This is a genomic window from Actinomyces sp. HMSC065F12 (genome assembly GCF_001814535.1).
Taxonomy (GTDB): domain Bacteria; phylum Actinomycetota; class Actinomycetes; order Actinomycetales; family Actinomycetaceae; genus Pauljensenia; species Pauljensenia radingae_A.
The window spans coordinates 128,634-146,802 of sequence record NZ_KV817030.1; the positions used below are offsets into that span (position 1 = coordinate 128,634).

At 59.5% G+C, this 18,169-nt stretch carries 20 protein-coding genes; 19 read left to right on the forward strand and 1 reads right to left on the reverse strand.

All coding sequences use genetic code 11. The features are described 5' to 3' along the window. Positions 1-9 precede the first annotated feature (9 nt). The 7 genes from lepB to HMPREF2975_RS09150 all read left to right on the forward strand — a co-directional run bounded on the left by lepB (position 10) and on the right by HMPREF2975_RS09150 (position 5,979). A complete protein-coding gene (gene lepB, locus HMPREF2975_RS09120) occupies positions 10-738 on the forward strand; it encodes a signal peptidase I (protein ID WP_227469358.1) in 729 nt (242 codons plus the stop codon). After that, the gene (locus HMPREF2975_RS09125; RefSeq protein WP_058236716.1) at positions 738-1,421 is read left to right on the forward strand and encodes a ribonuclease HII; all 684 of its coding nucleotides are present in this window, start codon (positions 738-740) and stop codon (positions 1,419-1,421) included. Before lepB ends, HMPREF2975_RS09125 begins: the two co-directional genes overlap by 1 nt. A 7-nt stretch (positions 1,422-1,428) precedes the next feature. Beyond that, positions 1,429-1,731, forward strand: coding sequence for a DUF2469 domain-containing protein (locus HMPREF2975_RS09130; protein WP_058236717.1), 303 nt, complete (start codon positions 1,429-1,431; stop codon positions 1,729-1,731). Between the two features lie 144 nt (positions 1,732-1,875). Then, a complete protein-coding gene (locus tag HMPREF2975_RS09135) occupies positions 1,876-2,316 on the forward strand; it encodes a YraN family protein (protein WP_070727221.1) in 441 nt (146 codons plus the stop codon). Next, positions 2,313-3,890 (forward strand): YifB family Mg chelatase-like AAA ATPase, encoded by a 1,578-nt coding sequence (locus tag HMPREF2975_RS09140; protein ID WP_058236718.1) that lies wholly within the window; start codon positions 2,313-2,315, stop codon positions 3,888-3,890. Before HMPREF2975_RS09135 ends, HMPREF2975_RS09140 begins: the two co-directional genes overlap by 4 nt. Then, entirely contained in the window at positions 3,865-5,037 is a 1,173-nt protein-coding gene (gene dprA / locus HMPREF2975_RS09145) for a DNA-processing protein DprA (protein ID WP_070727223.1), read from the forward strand. The genes HMPREF2975_RS09140 and dprA overlap by 26 nt, the downstream gene beginning before the upstream one ends. A gap of 9 nt (positions 5,038-5,046) precedes the next feature. Continuing rightward, positions 5,047-5,979 (forward strand): tyrosine recombinase XerC, encoded by a 933-nt coding sequence (locus HMPREF2975_RS09150; protein WP_070727225.1) that lies wholly within the window; start codon positions 5,047-5,049, stop codon positions 5,977-5,979. A gap of 9 nt (positions 5,980-5,988) precedes the next feature. On the opposite strand, the gene HMPREF2975_RS09155 is transcribed toward HMPREF2975_RS09150, so the two are convergent. Then, positions 5,989-6,495, reverse strand: a complete 507-nt coding sequence (locus HMPREF2975_RS09155) for a M23 family metallopeptidase (protein ID WP_070727394.1) — start codon at positions 6,493-6,495, stop codon at positions 5,989-5,991. A 372-nt stretch (positions 6,496-6,867) separates the two neighbouring features. Here HMPREF2975_RS09155 and rpsB point away from each other — a divergent pair, with 372 nt between their 5' ends. The 12 genes from rpsB to HMPREF2975_RS09215 all read left to right on the forward strand — a co-directional run bounded on the left by rpsB (position 6,868) and on the right by HMPREF2975_RS09215 (position 18,169). After that, entirely contained in the window at positions 6,868-7,773 is a 906-nt protein-coding gene (gene rpsB / locus HMPREF2975_RS09160) for a 30S ribosomal protein S2 (protein WP_070727227.1), read from the forward strand. Positions 7,774-7,818: 45 nt separating this feature from the next. Then, complete coding sequence (gene tsf / locus HMPREF2975_RS09165; RefSeq protein WP_070727228.1) at positions 7,819-8,649, forward strand: translation elongation factor Ts; 831 nt, start codon at positions 7,819-7,821, stop codon at positions 8,647-8,649. 60 nt (positions 8,650-8,709) lie between these two features. Next, positions 8,710-9,444, forward strand: a complete 735-nt coding sequence (gene pyrH, locus HMPREF2975_RS09170) for a UMP kinase (protein ID WP_371935789.1) — start codon at positions 8,710-8,712, stop codon at positions 9,442-9,444. A 2-nt stretch (positions 9,445-9,446) separates the two neighbouring features. After that, the gene (gene frr / locus HMPREF2975_RS09175) at positions 9,447-10,004 is read left to right on the forward strand and encodes a ribosome recycling factor (protein WP_058236723.1); all 558 of its coding nucleotides are present in this window, start codon (positions 9,447-9,449) and stop codon (positions 10,002-10,004) included. Then, the gene (locus HMPREF2975_RS09180) at positions 10,004-10,906 is read left to right on the forward strand and encodes a phosphatidate cytidylyltransferase (RefSeq protein ID WP_070727230.1); all 903 of its coding nucleotides are present in this window, start codon (positions 10,004-10,006) and stop codon (positions 10,904-10,906) included. The genes frr and HMPREF2975_RS09180 overlap by 1 nt, the downstream gene beginning before the upstream one ends. Then, positions 10,903-12,135 (forward strand): dual-specificity RNA methyltransferase RlmN, encoded by a 1,233-nt coding sequence (gene rlmN, locus HMPREF2975_RS09185; protein WP_070727232.1) that lies wholly within the window; start codon positions 10,903-10,905, stop codon positions 12,133-12,135. Before HMPREF2975_RS09180 ends, rlmN begins: the two co-directional genes overlap by 4 nt. Further along, positions 12,128-12,679, forward strand: a complete 552-nt coding sequence (locus tag HMPREF2975_RS09190; protein WP_058236726.1) for a DivIVA domain-containing protein — start codon at positions 12,128-12,130, stop codon at positions 12,677-12,679. Before rlmN ends, HMPREF2975_RS09190 begins: the two co-directional genes overlap by 8 nt. Further along, the gene (dxr, locus tag HMPREF2975_RS09195; RefSeq protein WP_070727234.1) at positions 12,679-13,911 is read left to right on the forward strand and encodes a 1-deoxy-D-xylulose-5-phosphate reductoisomerase; all 1,233 of its coding nucleotides are present in this window, start codon (positions 12,679-12,681) and stop codon (positions 13,909-13,911) included. Before HMPREF2975_RS09190 ends, dxr begins: the two co-directional genes overlap by 1 nt. Then, complete coding sequence (locus tag HMPREF2975_RS09200; protein ID WP_070727235.1) at positions 13,911-15,164, forward strand: M50 family metallopeptidase; 1,254 nt, start codon at positions 13,911-13,913, stop codon at positions 15,162-15,164. The genes dxr and HMPREF2975_RS09200 overlap by 1 nt, the downstream gene beginning before the upstream one ends. 50 nt (positions 15,165-15,214) lie before the next feature. Next, a complete protein-coding gene (ispG, locus tag HMPREF2975_RS09205) occupies positions 15,215-16,378 on the forward strand; it encodes a flavodoxin-dependent (E)-4-hydroxy-3-methylbut-2-enyl-diphosphate synthase (RefSeq protein ID WP_070727237.1) in 1,164 nt (387 codons plus the stop codon). A 77-nt stretch (positions 16,379-16,455) separates the two neighbouring features. Continuing rightward, positions 16,456-17,328: a carbohydrate ABC transporter permease gene (locus HMPREF2975_RS09210; RefSeq protein ID WP_070727238.1), complete on the forward strand. Its 873-nt coding sequence runs from the start codon at positions 16,456-16,458 to the stop codon at positions 17,326-17,328. After that, positions 17,315-18,169 (forward strand): carbohydrate ABC transporter permease, encoded by an 855-nt coding sequence (locus tag HMPREF2975_RS09215; protein ID WP_070727240.1) that lies wholly within the window; start codon positions 17,315-17,317, stop codon positions 18,167-18,169. Before HMPREF2975_RS09210 ends, HMPREF2975_RS09215 begins: the two co-directional genes overlap by 14 nt.

Below are 18,169 nucleotides of genomic sequence, written 5' to 3' on the forward strand. Positions count from 1 at the left end.
AGTCGACGCGTGAACTACCAACCGATCCAGCACAGGAAGCGCTACCACGACTCCGACCAGGATGACTCTTTGCAGAAGAAGCCAAGCGGTTTCTCATGGTTGAAAGAGTGCGCCATCATCGTGGTGGGCGCACTCGTCCTGTCCACCGTCATTCGCGCTTTTATTTTCCAGATGTTCTGGATTCCCTCGCCCTCGATGCGTTCCACGCTCGTCGAAAATGACCGCATCGTCGTCTCACGAATTTCGACCTTCCGAGGCGATATCGAGCGCGGTGACGTGATCGTGTTCAACGATGCAAAGGGATGGCTTCCTCGCGCAGAATCAGAAGGTGCAGGGAGAATCCTGCGTTCGGTGGGAGAATTTATCGGCATCCTCCCAGCCAACGGCGAACAGACGCTGGTCAAGCGCGTCATCGGAGTAGGCGGAGACCGTGTCCAATGCTGCACCGCGAACGGCGCACTCACCGTCAATGGCCAGGAGATCACCGAACCGTACATTCCTGCAGGCGAACCAGCATCGCGTATGGAATTCGACGTCACCGTCCCCGAAGGATCAGTGTGGGTGATGGGGGACAATCGCCCGAATTCCGCTGACTCACGTTTCCATATGGACCCGCTCGAGAATGCATTCATTGACACTGACGAGATCGTCGGCCGCGCAACGATGGTGCTGTGGCCCCTCGGTCACTGGAGCTGGCTAGGCGATCGTGATGTTTTCTCAGCCGTGAAAGATTCGTGATGCGTCAGCTTCGCCGCTTTGCCACACGTGACGTCGAGTGCGAATTGCTGCAGTCATATCCCACCGTTTTAGGTGTGGACGAAGTGGGACGCGGCGCAATTGCTGGTCCCGTTGCCGTGGGAGTCGCCCTCGTGACTGAAAAATCGGGACCTGCTCCTGTTGGACTTGCAGACTCAAAGATGCTCTCTGCACGCGCTCGAGAAGAGCTCGTTGACCCTATTCACCAGTGGGTCGCCGCCTCGGCAGTCGGCATGGCCAGCCCCGCAGAAATTGACGAGGGTGGCATCATCGGCGCTCTAAGATTGGCAGCATCGCGGGCGATTGAAGCGGTGAGAGGGGATGGTGCCACTATCGGGGTGACTTTACTTGATGGTGTTCATAACTGGCTCGCTGCAGATCTTCTGGGTGTTTCTCCCGTCGGCACTGACGTTTCCATCATGACGCGCGTGCATGGAGATGCAGAATGTGCAGTCATTGCCGCTGCGTCCGTTCTGGCGAAGGTGGAGCGAGACAGATTGATGTGCTCGCTGGAGGATCCAGGATACGACTGGATTCACAATAAAGGGTACGCGTCGCGCACCCATATTGACGCCCTGAGCCGCATGGGTGCGTGTGACCAGCATCGGCGTTCGTGGAAACTTCCCGGCGTGGAGCCCAGCACGAATTTGACGAACAGGGCATGATGATACCGTGAGCGCAGATGATCTGGAAGGCTACGAGAATAGCCTCGAACTTGACCTGTTTCGTGAATACCGCGACGTGATCGGTCTGTTTTCGTACGTGGTGGAAACCGAGCGACGCTTCTATCTGTGCAACAAGGTTGATGTGCAGGCCCGACCGATGGGCGGCGACGTTTTCTTCGAGCTGACGTTGACTGATGCATGGGTGTGGGACATTTACCGCTCTTCTCGCTTCGTGAAGTCAGTGCGGGTCATTACGTATAAGGATGTCAACGTCGAAGAGCTGTCGAAGCCTGAGCTTGACATCCCATAGGCCCTGTAACCTGTTCAAATAGCTCTATCCACAGGATACTTCCCGGAAGAGATCCTTCCACAGATGCCGTGTGTACAGGCATCGCATCCACAGATACTGAAGCCGCGATAGCCACTGACTCGACCTCGTTGGCACGGTTGCACTATGACAGCAACCGACGAACGCATCGACTGGCGAGGCACACTGGGCCGCGCCGGAGAAGACTGCGCTTCCCGCGTCGTACAGGAGTGTGGATACGAGGTCCTCGCACGTAACTGGAGAAACGGGACTCGCGGCGAGATTGACCTCATTGCGCGTAGCAGCACAAGGATGACCACCTTTATTGAGGTGAAAACGCGTATTGGTGACAGGTTCGGCAGTGGCCTCGAAGCCGTGACACACGTTAAGTTCACGCGCATCGCGCAGGCAGCGGCCGCATGGTGCGCGGCCAACCGGCCGGAAGCGCCGATCAGATTTGATGTGGTCTCAATCGAGGTCAGCCCCAGCCAGGCAGCATGCTTGAGTCGCGCACTTGAGAGCGGCCACGGCGCTCAATGGCTGCGTCGCAATGCGGATATCACCTGGTGTCAGGGCATTCAGCTATGAGCGGGCAGACGGCCTCGATCCGCACGATTGCGTTGATCGGCATGGATGGTCACATAGTCAATGTGGAGACATCTGTCGCGAACGGTGTGGTCTCATTTACTCTGGTCGGTTTACCGGACGCGTCTTTGCGTGAATCCAAGGACCGTGTGCGCTCCGCACTCAGTGCCTGCGGGCTGGGCCTTCCCAACCAGCGCGTCACCGTCAACCTGTCACCGGCCGGCCTACCCAAGTCAGGATCAGGGTTTGATTTGGCGATCGCACTGTCTGTTCTGCTGGCCAGTGGACAGATCCCGCCCGACGCTGTGGTGGACACGCTTTTCTTGGGCGAACTGGGGCTGGATGGGTCGCTGCGGCCTCCGCCTGGCCTTCTCGCAGCTGTCATAGGTGCTGCACGAGGCGGTACCACGGATATCGTGGTCCCAGCAGCAAGTGTCGCTCAGGCGGCGCTGGTGCCGGGTGTATCCGTCCACGGCTACGAGCATCTGGCGGATTTAGTCGAATCTGTTGGCGGCATTGCCCAGCGCAGCGGAAGCGTAGGCTTCTCCCATCCTTCCGAGGGCGAGTGCGATCACTACAGTTCCAGCGCGCAGTGTCCGTCCTTACTTGATTTGAGCGATGTACGAGGCCAGTCTTATGCCCGGACAGGCCTTGAGATCGCCGCAGCAGGGGGACACCACATCATGCTGATAGGGGAGCCAGGAGCCGGAAAGACCATGCTTGCGCGCGCGTTGCCGACCATCCTGCCACCTTTGGATACTGACACATCACTCACGACGACCGCGCTGCATTGTCTGGCGCAGGCGTGGAGCGCAGAGCACGGACTGATCACTCAGCCTCCGATCGAAGCTCCACACCACTCGGCATCGATGCCGGCCCTCGTGGGTGGGGGACAATCAGTGGGGCGACCAGGCGCCATCTCCCTTGCACATGGGGGAGTGCTGTTTCTTGATGAAGCTGCTGAGTTTGCCCCCTCAGTGATGGATGCCTTACGTGAACCGTTGGAAAACGGTGTGATGACGATTCACCGCTCGCGCGCCACCGTCACGTTCCCGGCATCTTTTCAGCTCGTCTTGGCGACCAACCCGTGCCCCTGTGGTAACCGGAACTCCAAGCATGCTCGATGCACATGTACCTCCATGCAGCAGCGCCGCTACTTGTCGCGCCTGTCTGGACCGCTTCTTGATCGTGTCGACATTCAATTGAATGTGTCCAGACCTACCGCGGGAGACTTCGCGATGGATACGGGGGAGACTTCGGCATGCGTTCGCGAGCGTGTGGAGGAGGCCCGCCAGCGACAACGCCGCCGCTTCGAGGGGACACCCTGGAGACTCAACCGAGAAGTTCCTGGCTCCGTCCTGCGGCGGGATTTCATGCCCGACGAGGCAATCGCATGCGCAATGTCGCGCGCAGTGGATTGCGGCTCACTGTCAATGCGCGGCGCGGACAAAGTCCTGCGAGTGGCATGGACGATCGCTGATCTGGCAGGTCACAACCATCCCACCATGAATGACTTCACGATGGCGTATTCACTTCGAACAGGAGAAGATTATGACGATCCCCCTACTGCCCGATGAGCATCATATTGCTGCCTGGTGGTCCAGTGTGATCGAACCGGGTGACGTGTACGCCCATGCGTTTCGCCTCGCTCTGGACGATGATGAGGCGATCGCCTGGGTGTGTGCAGACACGCCGGGCAGCTTGCCACTTGCACTTGAGCGAACTGCGCAGGGAATTCCTCGGGATTGGGAGACTGTCTGGAAGCGTTGGCATCCACGAGCCGTGGTCGCCAACCCGGCCGGGGACCTTGAATGGATTGAACGCGTCGGTGGTCAGCTGCTGATTCCGAGCGATAGCAAATGGCCTGAGGCTTTGAACGACTTGGAACACGAGCGGCCGGTGTGCCTATGGGTGCGAGGCCACCTGCTCGATCGCCCTACCGTCGCCATTGTCGGATCACGAGCCTGCACCCGGGTTGGTGAGAAGATTGCTGCCGACATGGGATACGAGCTGGCGTCCAAAGGTATGTGCGTGGTGTCCGGAGGCGCGTTCGGCATTGACATCGCAGCACATAGGGGAGCACTCGCCTCGCCTCCGGGCCCCACTATTGCCGTGATGGCTGGCGGACTCGAACGACCGTATCCCGTAGCACACCGTCAACTTTTTGACGAGATAGTCAGCCATGAGGCGGGGGCGCTGATGAGTGAGGTACCGCCACGGTGGCGCCCTGCACGCTGGCGTTTTCTCACGCGTAACCGCGTTATCGCGGCGTTGGCACAAGCGACCATCGTCGTTGAAGCCGATCAGCGATCCGGGGCGCTGGCAACAGCGCGGCGCGCCATGGAGCTGGGACGGCACGTCGGAGCTGTTCCAGGCCCTGTTACATCAGCAATGTCACGAGGCTGCCATCGGTTGATTCGTGAGGGCGGCACGCTGATCCGCGACAGCGCAGATGTTATTGAGATGGTCAGCACCCTTGACCTGAACATCGGAAACACAGAACCGCTCTTCGACCAGCCTCAATCACCCGACCACGGCATCGACGCCCTGCCTTGCCACCAGCGCAGAGTGTGGGAAGCGCTGCCCAGGCGCGCCGCTTCCAGCGTGGATGCCATAACCGTCACGGCAGGGATGAGCATAGAGGATGTGATGAGCGCATTGGGCGCTCTCGAGCTTGCAGGGCTCGCAGCGCACACACACGGTCGGTGGAAGCGCACCGCGTAAAATAGGCGCGTGAGTGATGCTAGGACACAACCGGTACGGGAGCTCATCGACGTGTGGATTGATGAGCTCGCGCACTCGCGTGGCCTGTCAGCCAACACTGCGCGCGCCTATCGAACTGACCTGAATGAGTTTGCAGATTTTCTGGACCAGCGCATCGCAAACGGCACCACACTGGATCACGCAGTGACCACCAGCTCGATTCGTCAGTGGCTCGCCCACATGGCCAATGATGGGATGAGTCGGGCGACCCTGGCTCGGCGCATCGCCTCCATCCGCGGATTCACCAGCTGGGCGCACCATCACGGGCATCTGAGCGCAGACCCCGCCCTCCTCGTCACCGCACCTTCGCGTGACCAGCGCCTACCACATGTCCTCGACATTCAGGCGGCGCGCGCACTCATGGACTATGCACGTCAGGAAGCGCGCGACGGCGATCCGGTCCATATCCGTGACTGGGCAATGGTGGAAACGCTCTATTCAACCGGCATACGCGTCTCCGAGCTATGCGGTTTGGATCTGGGGTCCTTCGCATTCGACCGGCAATGCCTGAGAGTGCTCGGCAAGGGCGACAAGGAACGCGTTGTTCCCCTGGGCGATCCGGCAGCTCAGGCACTGCATATGTGGTTGGATCGTGGTCGCGTCGCCCTCGTCGATGCGCGCGTGACAACGAACGCCGCATTTTTGGGTGAGCACGGCAAACGTATCGACCCGCGTGTTGTTCGAGCTCGCCTGCATCGACTGGCAGCCAGGGCAGGTGTGCGGGACGTTGCGCCGCACGCGTTGCGCCACAGCGCCGCCACGCATCTTCTTGAAGGCGGCGCCGACCTGCGCGTTGTTCAGGAGATCCTGGGGCACTCATCATTGCAGACCACGCAGCGCTACACGCATGTCGATGCTGCGCGTCTGTCGGCGATCTACCGTCAGGCACATCCGCGTGCGTGACCCCTAGCGTCACTCCCACGGCTTCAAGACAATCGGTCCAACGAGGAATCTGAGCGGGTCATGGTAGGTCCGGGGGCCAGACTTCACGCCCCAATGCAAAGCGCCGGGGGAGTGGCCACTGGCAACATGGCCGATCACATCACCCTTGCGAACCTCATCGCCGGGCGTGACCGTGGCTTCAACCGGCTCGAACGTTGAACGCACCGATCCGTGCGACACAGAGACCACCGGCCGATCGACAATGACGCCTGCCACCACAACTGTGCCGTCCGCTGGCGCGTAAACCGGTGAGCCGACCAGCACATCCAGATCGACCCCTCGATGCCCCGGCAGCCAATTGTGCTCAAGGTCGTCGAAAGCGCGTGCGACCGGCACAGGATCTCCACTGGGCCATAACCACGGCTCGCGCGCATCGCGCAGTGGCTGCGCTGCACCCGCCCACGCGGCGACCGATACGGATAGCGCCCCTGCGAGCATGCATAGCACCCGACCCGCGCTTTGACCTCTTACTCTCATGCCGACACTGTCACCTACCTGTGCTTTGTACGCAATCGCTTGCCGCGCTCCTGTGGACACGTCGACGCGACGCATCTACCTGTGGACACGTTCTGAAACGGACGTTTAGGGACGGGCTTCACAGTTCCGGAAGGCGGAGATGCCCACCACGTGGACTACAATGTGGGGAGCGTCCGCATCAGCGGGCGACTTCGCGTGTCATTTCCGCACTCGAGTTTTCACACGAAAATTGACGAGGGCGGGGCACGGATGCCACGGTCCCTACGGGGCGGCATCCGGTCATGGCACCAGGATCGGCATAATGCCGATAACAACCGAGAACCGGTACGCATCTGCGTGCCCCGACCTGCGCATTGCGCAGAAAGGACGATCATGGCAGTCGTCACCATGCGCCAGCTGTTGGAATCTGGCGTTCACTTTGGCCATCAGACCCGTCGCTGGAACCCGAAGATGAAGCGCTTCATCCTCACGGAACGCAACGGCATCTACATCATTGACCTTCAGCAGACAATCGCTGACATCGACATTGCATACGACTTCGTGAAGGAAACCGTTGCTCATGGAGGCAACATTTTGTTCGTCGGCACGAAGAAGCAGGGCCAGGAAGCCATTGCAGAGCAGGCCTCACGTGTTGGCATGCCGTATGTCAACCACCGTTGGCTCGGCGGTATGCTGACCAACTTCTCCACCGTTTCCAAGCGACTGCAGCGTCTGAAGGAACTCGAGCAAATCGATTTCGAAGATGTCGCATCCTCCGGACACACCAAGCGCGAGCTGCTCATGATGAGCCGCGAAAAGGACAAGCTTGCCCGTACCCTTGGTGGTATCCGCGACATGTCCTCCCTGCCGTCAGCGCTGTGGATCGTTGATCCCACGAAGGAGCACCTAGCGGTGGCAGAGGCTCAGAAGCTCAACATCCCGATCGTTGCCATCCTCGACACCAACGCTGATCCTGACGAGGTCGACTACCGCATCCCCGGTAACGATGATGCGATCCGCGCCGTGTCCCTGCTGACCCGCGTAATTGCTGATGCAGCAGCCGAAGGCCTCCTCGCACGCAACTCGCGCCGCCAGAAGGATGCTGAAGCTGACGACAGCACCGAGGGCGAACAGTCCGAACCGCTGGCAGAATGGGAACGCGAGCTGCTTGAGGGCAACAAGCCTGCTGAAGAAGCAACCAAGGACAAGGCTGAAGAAAAGGCCGAAGAAAAGGCTGAAAAAGCCGCACCCGCGTCAGAAGAAGCATCCGAGAAAGAAACCTCAGCTGACGCTCAGTGAGAGCTTCAGCAAACCACTACACTTTTTGCGAAAGGACTGACAGCAATGGCGAATTTCACCGCTGCTGACGTCAAGGCTCTGCGTGAACAGACCGGCGCAGGCATGATGGACGTCAAGAAGGCACTGACCGAAGCTGACGGCGACCAGGCCAAAGCTCTTGAAATCATCCGACTCAAGGGCCTCAAGTCCCTGTCCAAGCGCGAAGACCGTGTTGCCTCGGCTGGACTGCTTGTCGGCACCGTTGTCGATGACAAGGCCGGCATCCTGGTTGAAGTCAACTCTGAGACCGACTTCGTTGCCAAGAACCAGAAGTTCATTGACTTCGCCCATTCGGTTCTCGAATCGGCAGTCAACTCCGGCGCAGCCACCCTCGAGGATCTTTTGGCAGCTTCCCATGAGGAAGGAACCGTGCAGGATGCGCTCAACACGATGGGCGCCGTGATCGGCGAAAAGCTTGAGATTCGCCGTATCGTCCGTCTCGAAGGCGAACTGGTCACCCTGTACCTGCACCAGACCAGCCCTGACCTACCTGCGCAGGTCGGCGTTCTCGTCTCCACTGACGAAGCTGGCCGCGAGATTGCACACGACGTTGCTATGCACATCGCTGCCTACCAGCCGATGTACCTTGACCGCGACCACGTTCCGGCCGATGTACTGGCACAGGAGCGCTCGACTCTCGAGAAGATCACGCTGCAGGAAGGCAAGCCTGAGAACATCGTTCCCAAGATCGTTGAAGGCCGCCTGAACGCATACTTCAAGGACAACTGCCTGGTCGACCAGGAGTACGCTCGTGACCCCTCCAAGACCGTTGGACAGGTTCTCAAGGAAGCCGGCGCAACTCTGACCGACTTCGTTCGTCTCCACGTCGGAGCCTAAACAGTAGCCATGATGGCCCCGCCCACACGGACGGGGCCATCATCACAATAAGGAGAGTGCATGGCGATGTCTCAGCGCCGAGTATTACTGAAACTGTCAGGAGAAGCATTCGGCGGTGGCAAAGTAGGTCTCGATCCTACCGTCGTCAGACAGATTGCCGAACAGGTCGCGCAGGCAGTTCACCAGGGCATCCAGGTCGCCATTGTGGTGGGCGGGGGCAACTTCTTCCGAGGTGCCGAATTGTCACGCTCTGGACTGGACCGTGCACGCGCCGACTATATGGGGATGCTCGGTACTGTCATGAATGCCCTGGCATTGCAGGACTTCATCGAACAGGCTGGCGTCCCCAGTCGTGTGCAGACCGCCATCTCCATGCAACAGGTCGCTGAGCCCTATATTCCGCTGCGCGCCATTCGTCACATGGAAAAGGGCCGCGTGGTCGTCTTCGGTGCTGGTGCCGGAATGCCGTACTTTTCGACCGACACTGTCTCCGCTCAGCGCGCACTGGAAACCCACTGCGACGAACTACTCGTCGCGAAGAATGGGGTCGACGGTGTTTACGATGACGACCCGCGTTCCAATCCGAATGCCCGTCGCTTCGATTTTCTGACATACTCGGATGCATTGGCTCGCGGCTTGAAAGTTGTAGATGCTGCCGCATTTGCTCTGAGTCGTGACAACGGACTGACCATGCGCGTGTTTGGAATGTCCGAACCAGGAAACATCACTAAGGCACTGATGGGCGAATCAATCGGTACGCTAGTGACTGCAACACCTTCAGATGACGAGGAGTAAACGTGATTGATGATGTTCTGCTCGAAGCAGAAGACAAAATGGACAGCGCCATCGAAGTGGCGAAGGAAGACTTCGGCAATATTCGCACTGGACGCGCCAACGTCGGCATGTTCCAGCAGATCATGGTGGACTATTACGGCGCACCCACACCGATGCAACAGCTGGCCTCGTTCCAGATTCCCGAGGCGCGCACCGTCCTGATCTCTCCTTACGATCGCAATTCGACCGCAGAGATCATGCGCGCTATCCGCGAATCTGACCTGGGTGTCAACCCCTCGGACGACGGCAACGTCATCCGTGTGGTGCTGCCATCGCTCACCGAGGAGCGTCGCCGCGACTATGTCAAGCAGGCCAAGACCAAGGCTGAAGAAGCTCGCGTGTCCGTGCGCGCCGTGCGACGCAAAGCCATGGATCAGCTCAACAAGATGAAGAAAGACGGAGACGCTGGGGAAGACGAGATCGAACGCGCGGAAAAGTCTTTGGAAAACACGACCCGCGAACACGTCAGCCAGATCGACGAGCTTCTCGAATCGAAGGAAAGCGAACTGCTGACGATCTGATGGCACACGCCTCGACACGCACCATCATCACACAGGTTTTTCGTCCAGGGCCCACCCAGGATCACAAACCTCTGTCAGTGTCCGGACGCGCCGGACGTAACCTTCCAGCTGCGATCGCGACGGCAATCGTCCTCATCACGATTGTCGGCGTAGCTGTCGCTATTGGCCGGTGGGCCGTCGCCGCAGTCGTATGCGTGATGTCCTTGGTCGCCATCTGGGAACTGGCCGCTGCTGTGCGCCGTGACGGCATTATCGTCCCGACTGCACCCCTTTATGTCGGTGCCGTTGCGATGATCGTCTGCGCCCGCCAGGGCGGGATTGGAGTAAGCGCCGGAATTCTGGCTCTCACTGTTGCCATCGCCAGCGCATGGCGTCTGCTCGACCCCGACGGTGACCGCCCGCACGGACGAGACCTCGTTTACACGGCTTTTATCGCCGTATACGTACCGTTCTTTGCCTCATTCGTTGCCACAATGATCTCGGGTCAGTCGTGGCGCTGGGTTCTGGTGATGTATCTGGCGGTGACCTGCTCAAACGATCTGGGCGGCTGGGCCTGCGGTGTTCTCGTCGGCCGTCACCCGATGGCTCCGCGCATCTCTCCGAAGAAGTCGTGGGAAGGTTTTATTGGTTCGGTGGCCATGTGTATGGCTGTGGCAGCGTGTTTCATTGTGCCTCTCGGCGGACGCTGGTGGTGGGGTCTGGTTGTGGGTCCGCTCATTGCCGTGGCTGCCACCGTGGGTGATCTGACCGAATCCATGCTCAAACGCGACGTGGGACTGAAGGATATGTCGGGTATCCTGCCAGGCCACGGCGGAATGATGGATCGCCTCGATTCAGTGCTGATGTGCGCCCCGGTCTTCACGTTCATTGTCAGCTATGCATTGCCGGGGACACTGCTATGAGCACCCGAGAAGTACGCCCCACCGATCAGGCACCGGAAGGCGCGACGCATCCTGATGCCAAGCCGGTCCTGTCTTTCACCGCGCGCCGTCGCGGCAAGGCGCCGCGTCACCTCGTTGACCTGGACCTTGCTGAACGTAAGGAAGCTGTGGCAGCGGTTGGTATTCCTGCGTTCAGAGCCGATCAGCTGTCGCGCCACTATTTTGAGCACATGCTCGGTGACACTGCGCAGATGACGGATCTTCCTGCATCACTGCGCCCGAAGCTGGGGGAGGAACTCTTCCCGAAGCTCCTGACGGAAGTCACCGCGCAGCACGCTGACAAGGGCCAGACGATTAAGACCCTGTGGGAGCTTTTCGACGGCGCCCGCGTCGAATCGGTTCTCATGCGCTACCCTCACCGCACGACGCTGTGCCTGTCTTCTCAGGCCGGCTGCGGGATGGCGTGCCCGTTCTGCGCGACCGGGCAGATGGGGCTGACACGCAACCTATCCACCGGTGAGATGGTCGAACAGGTGCGCGTCGCCCGCTTGGCATGTGCCCGAGGCGACATTGGTGATGGGCCGACACACCTGACTAACGTCGTTTTCATGGGGATGGGGGAGCCGCTTGCCAACTGGCGTCACCTGGTGGGCACGCTGCACCGACTCGTGCGCGATGTGCCTGAGGGATTCGGCATGTCCGCCCGTAACATCACCGTCTCAACTGTCGGCCTGGTTCCTGCGATCGACAAGCTGTCAGGCTTGGGAATCCCGGTGACACTGGCAGTGTCCCTGCATGCACCCGACGATGACCTGCGCGATGACCTCATTCCGATTAATTCACGCTGGAAGGTCGGTGAACTCCTGGATGCTGCGAGGCGGTATTTCATGGCGACCGGCAGGCGCGTGTCAATCGAATACGCGTTGATTCGCGATATGAACGATCAGCCGTGGCGCGCGCAGCTCCTCGCTGATGAGCTCAATAAACGAGGGCGCACGTGGGCCCATGTCAATCCCATTCCGCTTAACCCCACGCCAGGGTCCATCTGGACGGCATCGACACAATCCGCCCAAGATGAATTTGTTGACACGTTACGTCGTGCAGGGATTTCGACCACGATACGTGATACACGTGGATCCGACATTGATGGGGCGTGTGGTCAACTCGCAACCGCCGTTGAGAAGGTAAGCTCATCTCGTAAGAAGCGGCCCGTCCCGGTTCACATCGAACGCAGGAGTGAGAATGAGTGACTCTTTTCCGAAAGTGAGTGTCTTCAAGCGCGGCTACGACCCGAAGCTCGTTGACGAATTCTTCACCGAAGCGCGCAGTGCTTACGAGGGCGGTGTTCCTGCAGAACAATTCAGCGCCGAGCAAGTCCGCCAGGCGACCTTCCTGCTCAAACGCGGCGGATACGCGTGTGAAGCAGTGGATGCTGCGATGAGCCGTCTGGAAGATGCGTTCATTCAGCGTGACCGTGCCGACCATATTGCCGTCAACGGCGAATCCGCTTGGTATGAACGCGTGGCAGACCGTGCAACGACTCTGTACCCCCGCATGCTTCGCCCACGAGGGGAACGCTTCTCCCATCCTGCATCCGGCCGAGGCTACAACGCACAGGAAGTGGATGATCTTCTGGACCGCTTGGCTGACTACTTCGATGACCGCGGTGAAGTCACTGTCGAGGACGTACGCCTGGCAACGTTCCGTGATGCAAAAGGCACGAAGGCCTATTCTGAAGGGCCTGTGGATGCCTACCTGGGGCGCGCCGTTGAGATCCTCCTCGCTGTCAACTGATGCACACCGATCCTTTTGTGCGCGATGTCGTAATCCTCGGGTCCACCGGGTCGATCGGCACGCAGGCCCTTGATGTCATCGAACGCCACGAAGAGGCGTTCCGGGTGCGCGCGCTGGCAGCAGGTGGCAGCAACATTGACCTGTTCGCCCGTCAAATCAGGTATTTTCGCCCCGAACGCGTCGCCCTCGCCCAGCCCGTAGCACACCAGCTTGCCGCTGCCTTGGACGAGATGGGTACTGCGCGTCCAGACATTGCCGAGGGCGCCGACGCCGTCGCACAGCTTGCCGGAGCTTACCCGAAGGCCACAGTCCTCAACGGGATCACAGGCCAAGCCGGCCTGGAATCCACACTGGCCGCGCTGACCGCCGGATCCACGTTGGCACTGGCTAACAAAGAGTCCCTCGTTGTCGGTGGCTCCCTCGTCCGGAAAGCAATGCAGCGCCCCGGGCAGATCATTCCCGTCGACTCGGAGCATTGCGCGATCGCACAGGCCCTCAGCTCGGGGATCCATGAGAAGGGTCTGACGGCGCCGCGAGTGACCGGCCGAAGCGAAGTTGCCGAACTGGTGCTCACCGCCTCAGGAGGCCCATTCCGCGGGCGCACCCGCGGTGAACTGGCACACGTCACCGCGCAGCAGGCTCTGGCTCACCCGACGTGGGCAATGGGGCCGGTGGTAACGATTAACTCATCAACCTTGATGAACAAGGGGCTGGAGCTGATTGAGGCGCATCTGCTCTTCGATATAGCGCCTGAAAGCATTATTCCCGTCGTTCACCCACAGTCGATCGTGCACTCGATGGTGACGTGGCGTGATGGCGCCACCATTGCTCAGGCCAGTCCGCCTGATATGCGCCTGCCGATCGGCTGGGCACTGTCGTACCCGGAAAGGCTAGGCGACATCGCCCAGCCGCTGACGTGGTCAGCATCGCAGTCGTGGACCTTTGAACCCGTTGATTCTGATACGTTCCCCGCTCTTGACCTGGCTCGCCAGGCCGTGGCCGCTTCACCGACGCACCCGGCCGTATTAAACGCCGCCAATGAAGTCATGGTCGATGCATTCTTGCGCGGCCAGGTGCGGTGGCTCGACATTGTGAACACTGTTGGGGCTGTCCTTGACGCGCACGAGGGCGTCAGCGATCCAACACTGGATGATATCCATGAGGCCGAACGGTGGGCTGCTGACCGTGCCCGTGCCGTAGCGGGTCTGGGATCTGAACGAGGGGACCACTAGTGGCGGGAGCCGTTGGCATTATCGTCGTCATCATTGGGCTTCTGCTCTCGGTTGCCTTGCACGAGATCGGTCACATGGTGCCAGCCAGACGCTTTGGAGCTGCCGTCAGTGAGTATTCCGTTGGTTTCGGACCGGTAATCGCTCAACGCACCTGGCACGGTACGCGCTACGTGATTCGGTGGATTCTGCTGGGAGGCTACGTGCGCATCCTGGGCATGCTGCCTCCCGCGCGGCCTGGCACACGCACGCACCGCGGCTCGAAGCTTACTTTGGCCGAACAGGCACGTCGCCAGTCCGCCGAGGAAATGATTGACGAGGATGCAACCGGCATTCCGTTCTATCAGCTGTCTGTGCAGCAGAAGATCACTGTCATGATGGGCGGACCGGTTATGAACCTGCTGATCAGTGCTGTTCTGACGGCAGTGGCACTGATGGGAATTGGCATTCCGACCGCATCCCTGACACTGGCGGACGCGCCACAGACCATCACGATGCGCGACGGGGAAGAATTCCCCGGCCCTGCCTATCAGGCCGGCATCCGCGCAGGCGACACGGTGCGTTCCTGGGGTGACACGTCGGTTCACCAGTGGGATGATCTGGTCGGCGCGATCACGCACACAGGATCTGAACCCACCGCCGTGACAATTGAACGCGACGGCGTGGAGCAGACGATGACCGTGACGGCCCACCAGGTGTCTGATGGCTCGTATATCACCGGAATTGTTGCCGGGGTGGAGCGACGCTCAGCTCAGGTTTCAACCGTGGGCAGTGTGTGGGCACAGATGGGTATCGGCACAGCGGCAATTGTGGTCAAGCTCCCTGTGGCAGTGTGGAATGTCGTGGAGTCGCTTTTCACGGGCAAGGACCGTGGCGAGGACTCTGTCATGTCTGTTGTGGGGGTGGGTCGCGTCGCGGCTGAAGTCTCCTCCAGCGCAGCGCACGACGCACAATCAGGTGGAACGGATTTTGCCGGTGCTGCCGGAACGCTGCTGATGCTGCTTGCTTCACTGAATATGGCGTTGTTCGTGTTCAATCTGATTCCGCTGCTACCGCTGGACGGCGGCCACATCGCAGGCGCCCTGTTCGAGGGGACCCGTCGCATGTGGGCGCGCCTTCGCAATCGTCCAGATCCCGGACCGGTTGATACGGCGCGTATGTTGCCGGTGACCTACGCTGTGATGCTGATTCTGGTGGTTATGACGATTGTGCTGGTGATTGCCGACATTGTTGTCCCTGTCACGTTGCCCCTGTGAGATCGTCGTTAATCGCTGCCAACTGCCATGCTTCGGGAGATAATGAGCCCATGAGCCAGCCAATTGCATTGGGAATGCCCTCCACTGCGGATGTGGGATTTCCTCGGAAGAAGACTCGTCGCATCCACGTAGGGTCAGTCCCTGTGGGGGGCGGCGCGCCGATTTCTGTTCAGTCCATGACCACCACGAAGACGCATGACATCGGGGCGACACTTCAGCAGATCGCGGAGCTGACTGCAGCTGGGTGCGACATTGTGCGTGTGGCATGTCCGACTGATAAGGACGCTGCTGCACTCAAAGTAATCGCGCAGCAATCCACCATCCCTGTTATTGCGGACATCCATTTCCAGCCCAAGTACGTGTTCGCGGCGATCGAGGCGGGATGTGGGGCAGTACGTGTCAATCCAGGCAATATTCGTCGGTTCGACGATCAGATCGAGGCCATCACTCAGGCTGCTACAGAACACGGGACCTCGATCCGCATCGGTGTCAACGCCGGCTCGCTGGACAAACGTATGTATGAAAAGTTCGGCGGCCCAACCGCTGAAGCTTTGGCTGAATCAGCTGTCTGGGAAGCCTCGCTGTTTGAACAATACGACTTCCACGACTTCAAGATTTCTGTCAAGCACCACGATCCTGTCACGATGATCCGTGCCTATGAGCTCTTGTCCGAACGAGGGGACTGGCCGCTCCACTTGGGTGTCACGGAAGCTGGACCGGCCTTCCAGGGCACCATCAAGTCGGCTACCGCCTTTGGCGCCCTGTTGCGTGAGGGCATCGGTGACACGATCCGCGTGTCCTTGTCGGCACCGCCCGTCGAGGAAGTCAAGGTTGGCATTCAAATTCTGCAGTCAATGGGGCTGCGCGAGCGCACACTGGAAATCGTGTCATGCCCGTCATGCGGCCGCGCGCAGGTCGATGTGTATTCCCTGGCCAACAGTGTGACTGAGGGGCTGAAGGATTTGACGGTTCCCCTGCGCGTCGCCGTCATGGGATGCGTCGTGAACGGACCAGGTGAAGCACGCGAAGCCGACTTGGGTGTGGCATCCGGCAACGGGAAAGGCAAGATCTTCATCAAGGGTGAAGTGGTCGAAACAGTGCCGGAAGATCAGATTGTTGAAACACTGATTCGCCGCGCAAACCTGCTCGCCGAAGAAATGGGCCTTGAAGAAGGCGACGGTCACGTCGAGGTCATCCCTGCCGGAGCACGGTGATCACCGTGAGGTGCGCGTCGAGCGGGGATATTGTGTACCGTTGAAAGATAGCCTGAAAGTGCGGAAGGGAGCGGCTCGTGGGTAGTAATCGCCTGGGTCGAACCGTGACAGGTTATGCGCTCTTGGTGCCCAGTTTGATCGGTGTGCTCGTTTTCCTTCTGGCACCCATCGGCATTGTGATCTGGCTGAGCTTTCAGCGCTGGGATTTGATTGCACCGCGCCAATTCGTCGGATTCGACAACTGGGTATCTGTCCTTACCGGACCTGACCTGGTGAACTCCCTGATCGTCACTGCACTCCTGGTGCTGTTGGTAATTCCCATTCAGACACTCCTCGGCCTGCTGATGGCTGCTCTCATGGTGAAAGGACTACCAGGCTCGGGAGTGTTCCGCGTTATCTACGTCATCCCGTGGGTGTGTGCGCCACTGGCTCTGGGCATCGTGTGGAAGTGGATTTTTGCCCCCACCGGCGGTGCCCTGAACGCACTGATCGGCACCCGGGTCGAATGGCTGACCGATCCGACGTTAGCCCTGCCAGCAGTCGCATTCGTATCCATCTGGTCCCAGGTCGGCTACGTCGCCCTGTTTTTTATGGCCGGTCTGGCAGCGATACCAGAAGACTTCATTGAGGCAGCGCGCGTCGATGGAGCATCCGACACGCGCATCTTCTGGTCAATCAAGGTGCCCCTCATCCGCCCGACGATGTTCTTCGTACTGGTTACGTCCACCATTTCCGTCTTCCAAATGTTCGACCAGATTTTCGCGCTGACCGAGGGCGGCCCGGCCAAGCGGACAGAGGTACTGTCCTACCGGATCTACAACCTGGCGTTCACGAACTTTGATCTGGGCAGAGCGTCGGTGACGGCGTTGGTTCTCTTCGTCATCCTGGTGGCAATCACGCTGATTCAGAATCGCTACTTTTCCCGGAGGATGACCTATGAGTACTCCTAGGAAGCGTGGCGTTGCCGCGGTGTGGACGAACACCCTTGTCTACGCAATCTTGGTCATCGGTGCGCTTCTGGTTCTGGCACCGTTCGCGTTGTCTGTCATGACGTCGTTGAAGACACCAAGGCAGTTCGCTACCTCGTCGCCTCTTGAACCTCCCGCACCGCCGACTCTGGACAACTTCACGAACCTGTTTGCAGGTGGAACGAAGGTCGACTTCAGCCGCGCCTTCGGCGTGACGTTCGCCGTCGTGATAGTCGTCCTTGTGGGCCAACTTCTTTTTTCCATCATGGCCGCCTATGCTTTCGCGCGTATCAGTTTTCCTGGTCGTGACGCCGTCTTCTGGGTGTATCTGGCTACGCTCATGGTGCCGCAGGTCGTCACGATCGTTCCGCTGTATCTGATGATGGCGCAAAGCGGGCTGCGCAATACGTTCTGGGCATTGGTGCTGCCGTATGTCTTCGGCTCCCCGTATGCGATCTTTCTGCTTCGTGAGTATTTCCGCTCCATTCCTCAGGACCTGATCGACGCAGCGCGCCTCGATGGTGCTGGAACTATCCGAGTATTGACTCGGATTGTCGTGCCTATGTCCCGCCCGATTATCGCAACTCTTGCGTTGATCACGGTAGTGACGCACTGGAACAACTTCATGTGGCCGTTGATTGTGACAACCGGCCAGGACTGGGCAGTGATCACCGTGGCGACCTCGAGCCTGCAGTCCCAATACACCAATAACTGGACGCTGGTCATGGCTGCCACCACGATTGCAATGGCACCGTTGATCCTCATATTTGCGCTCTTCAATCGTCGTATTGTCGATTCCATTGCGATCACGAGCTTTAAGTAG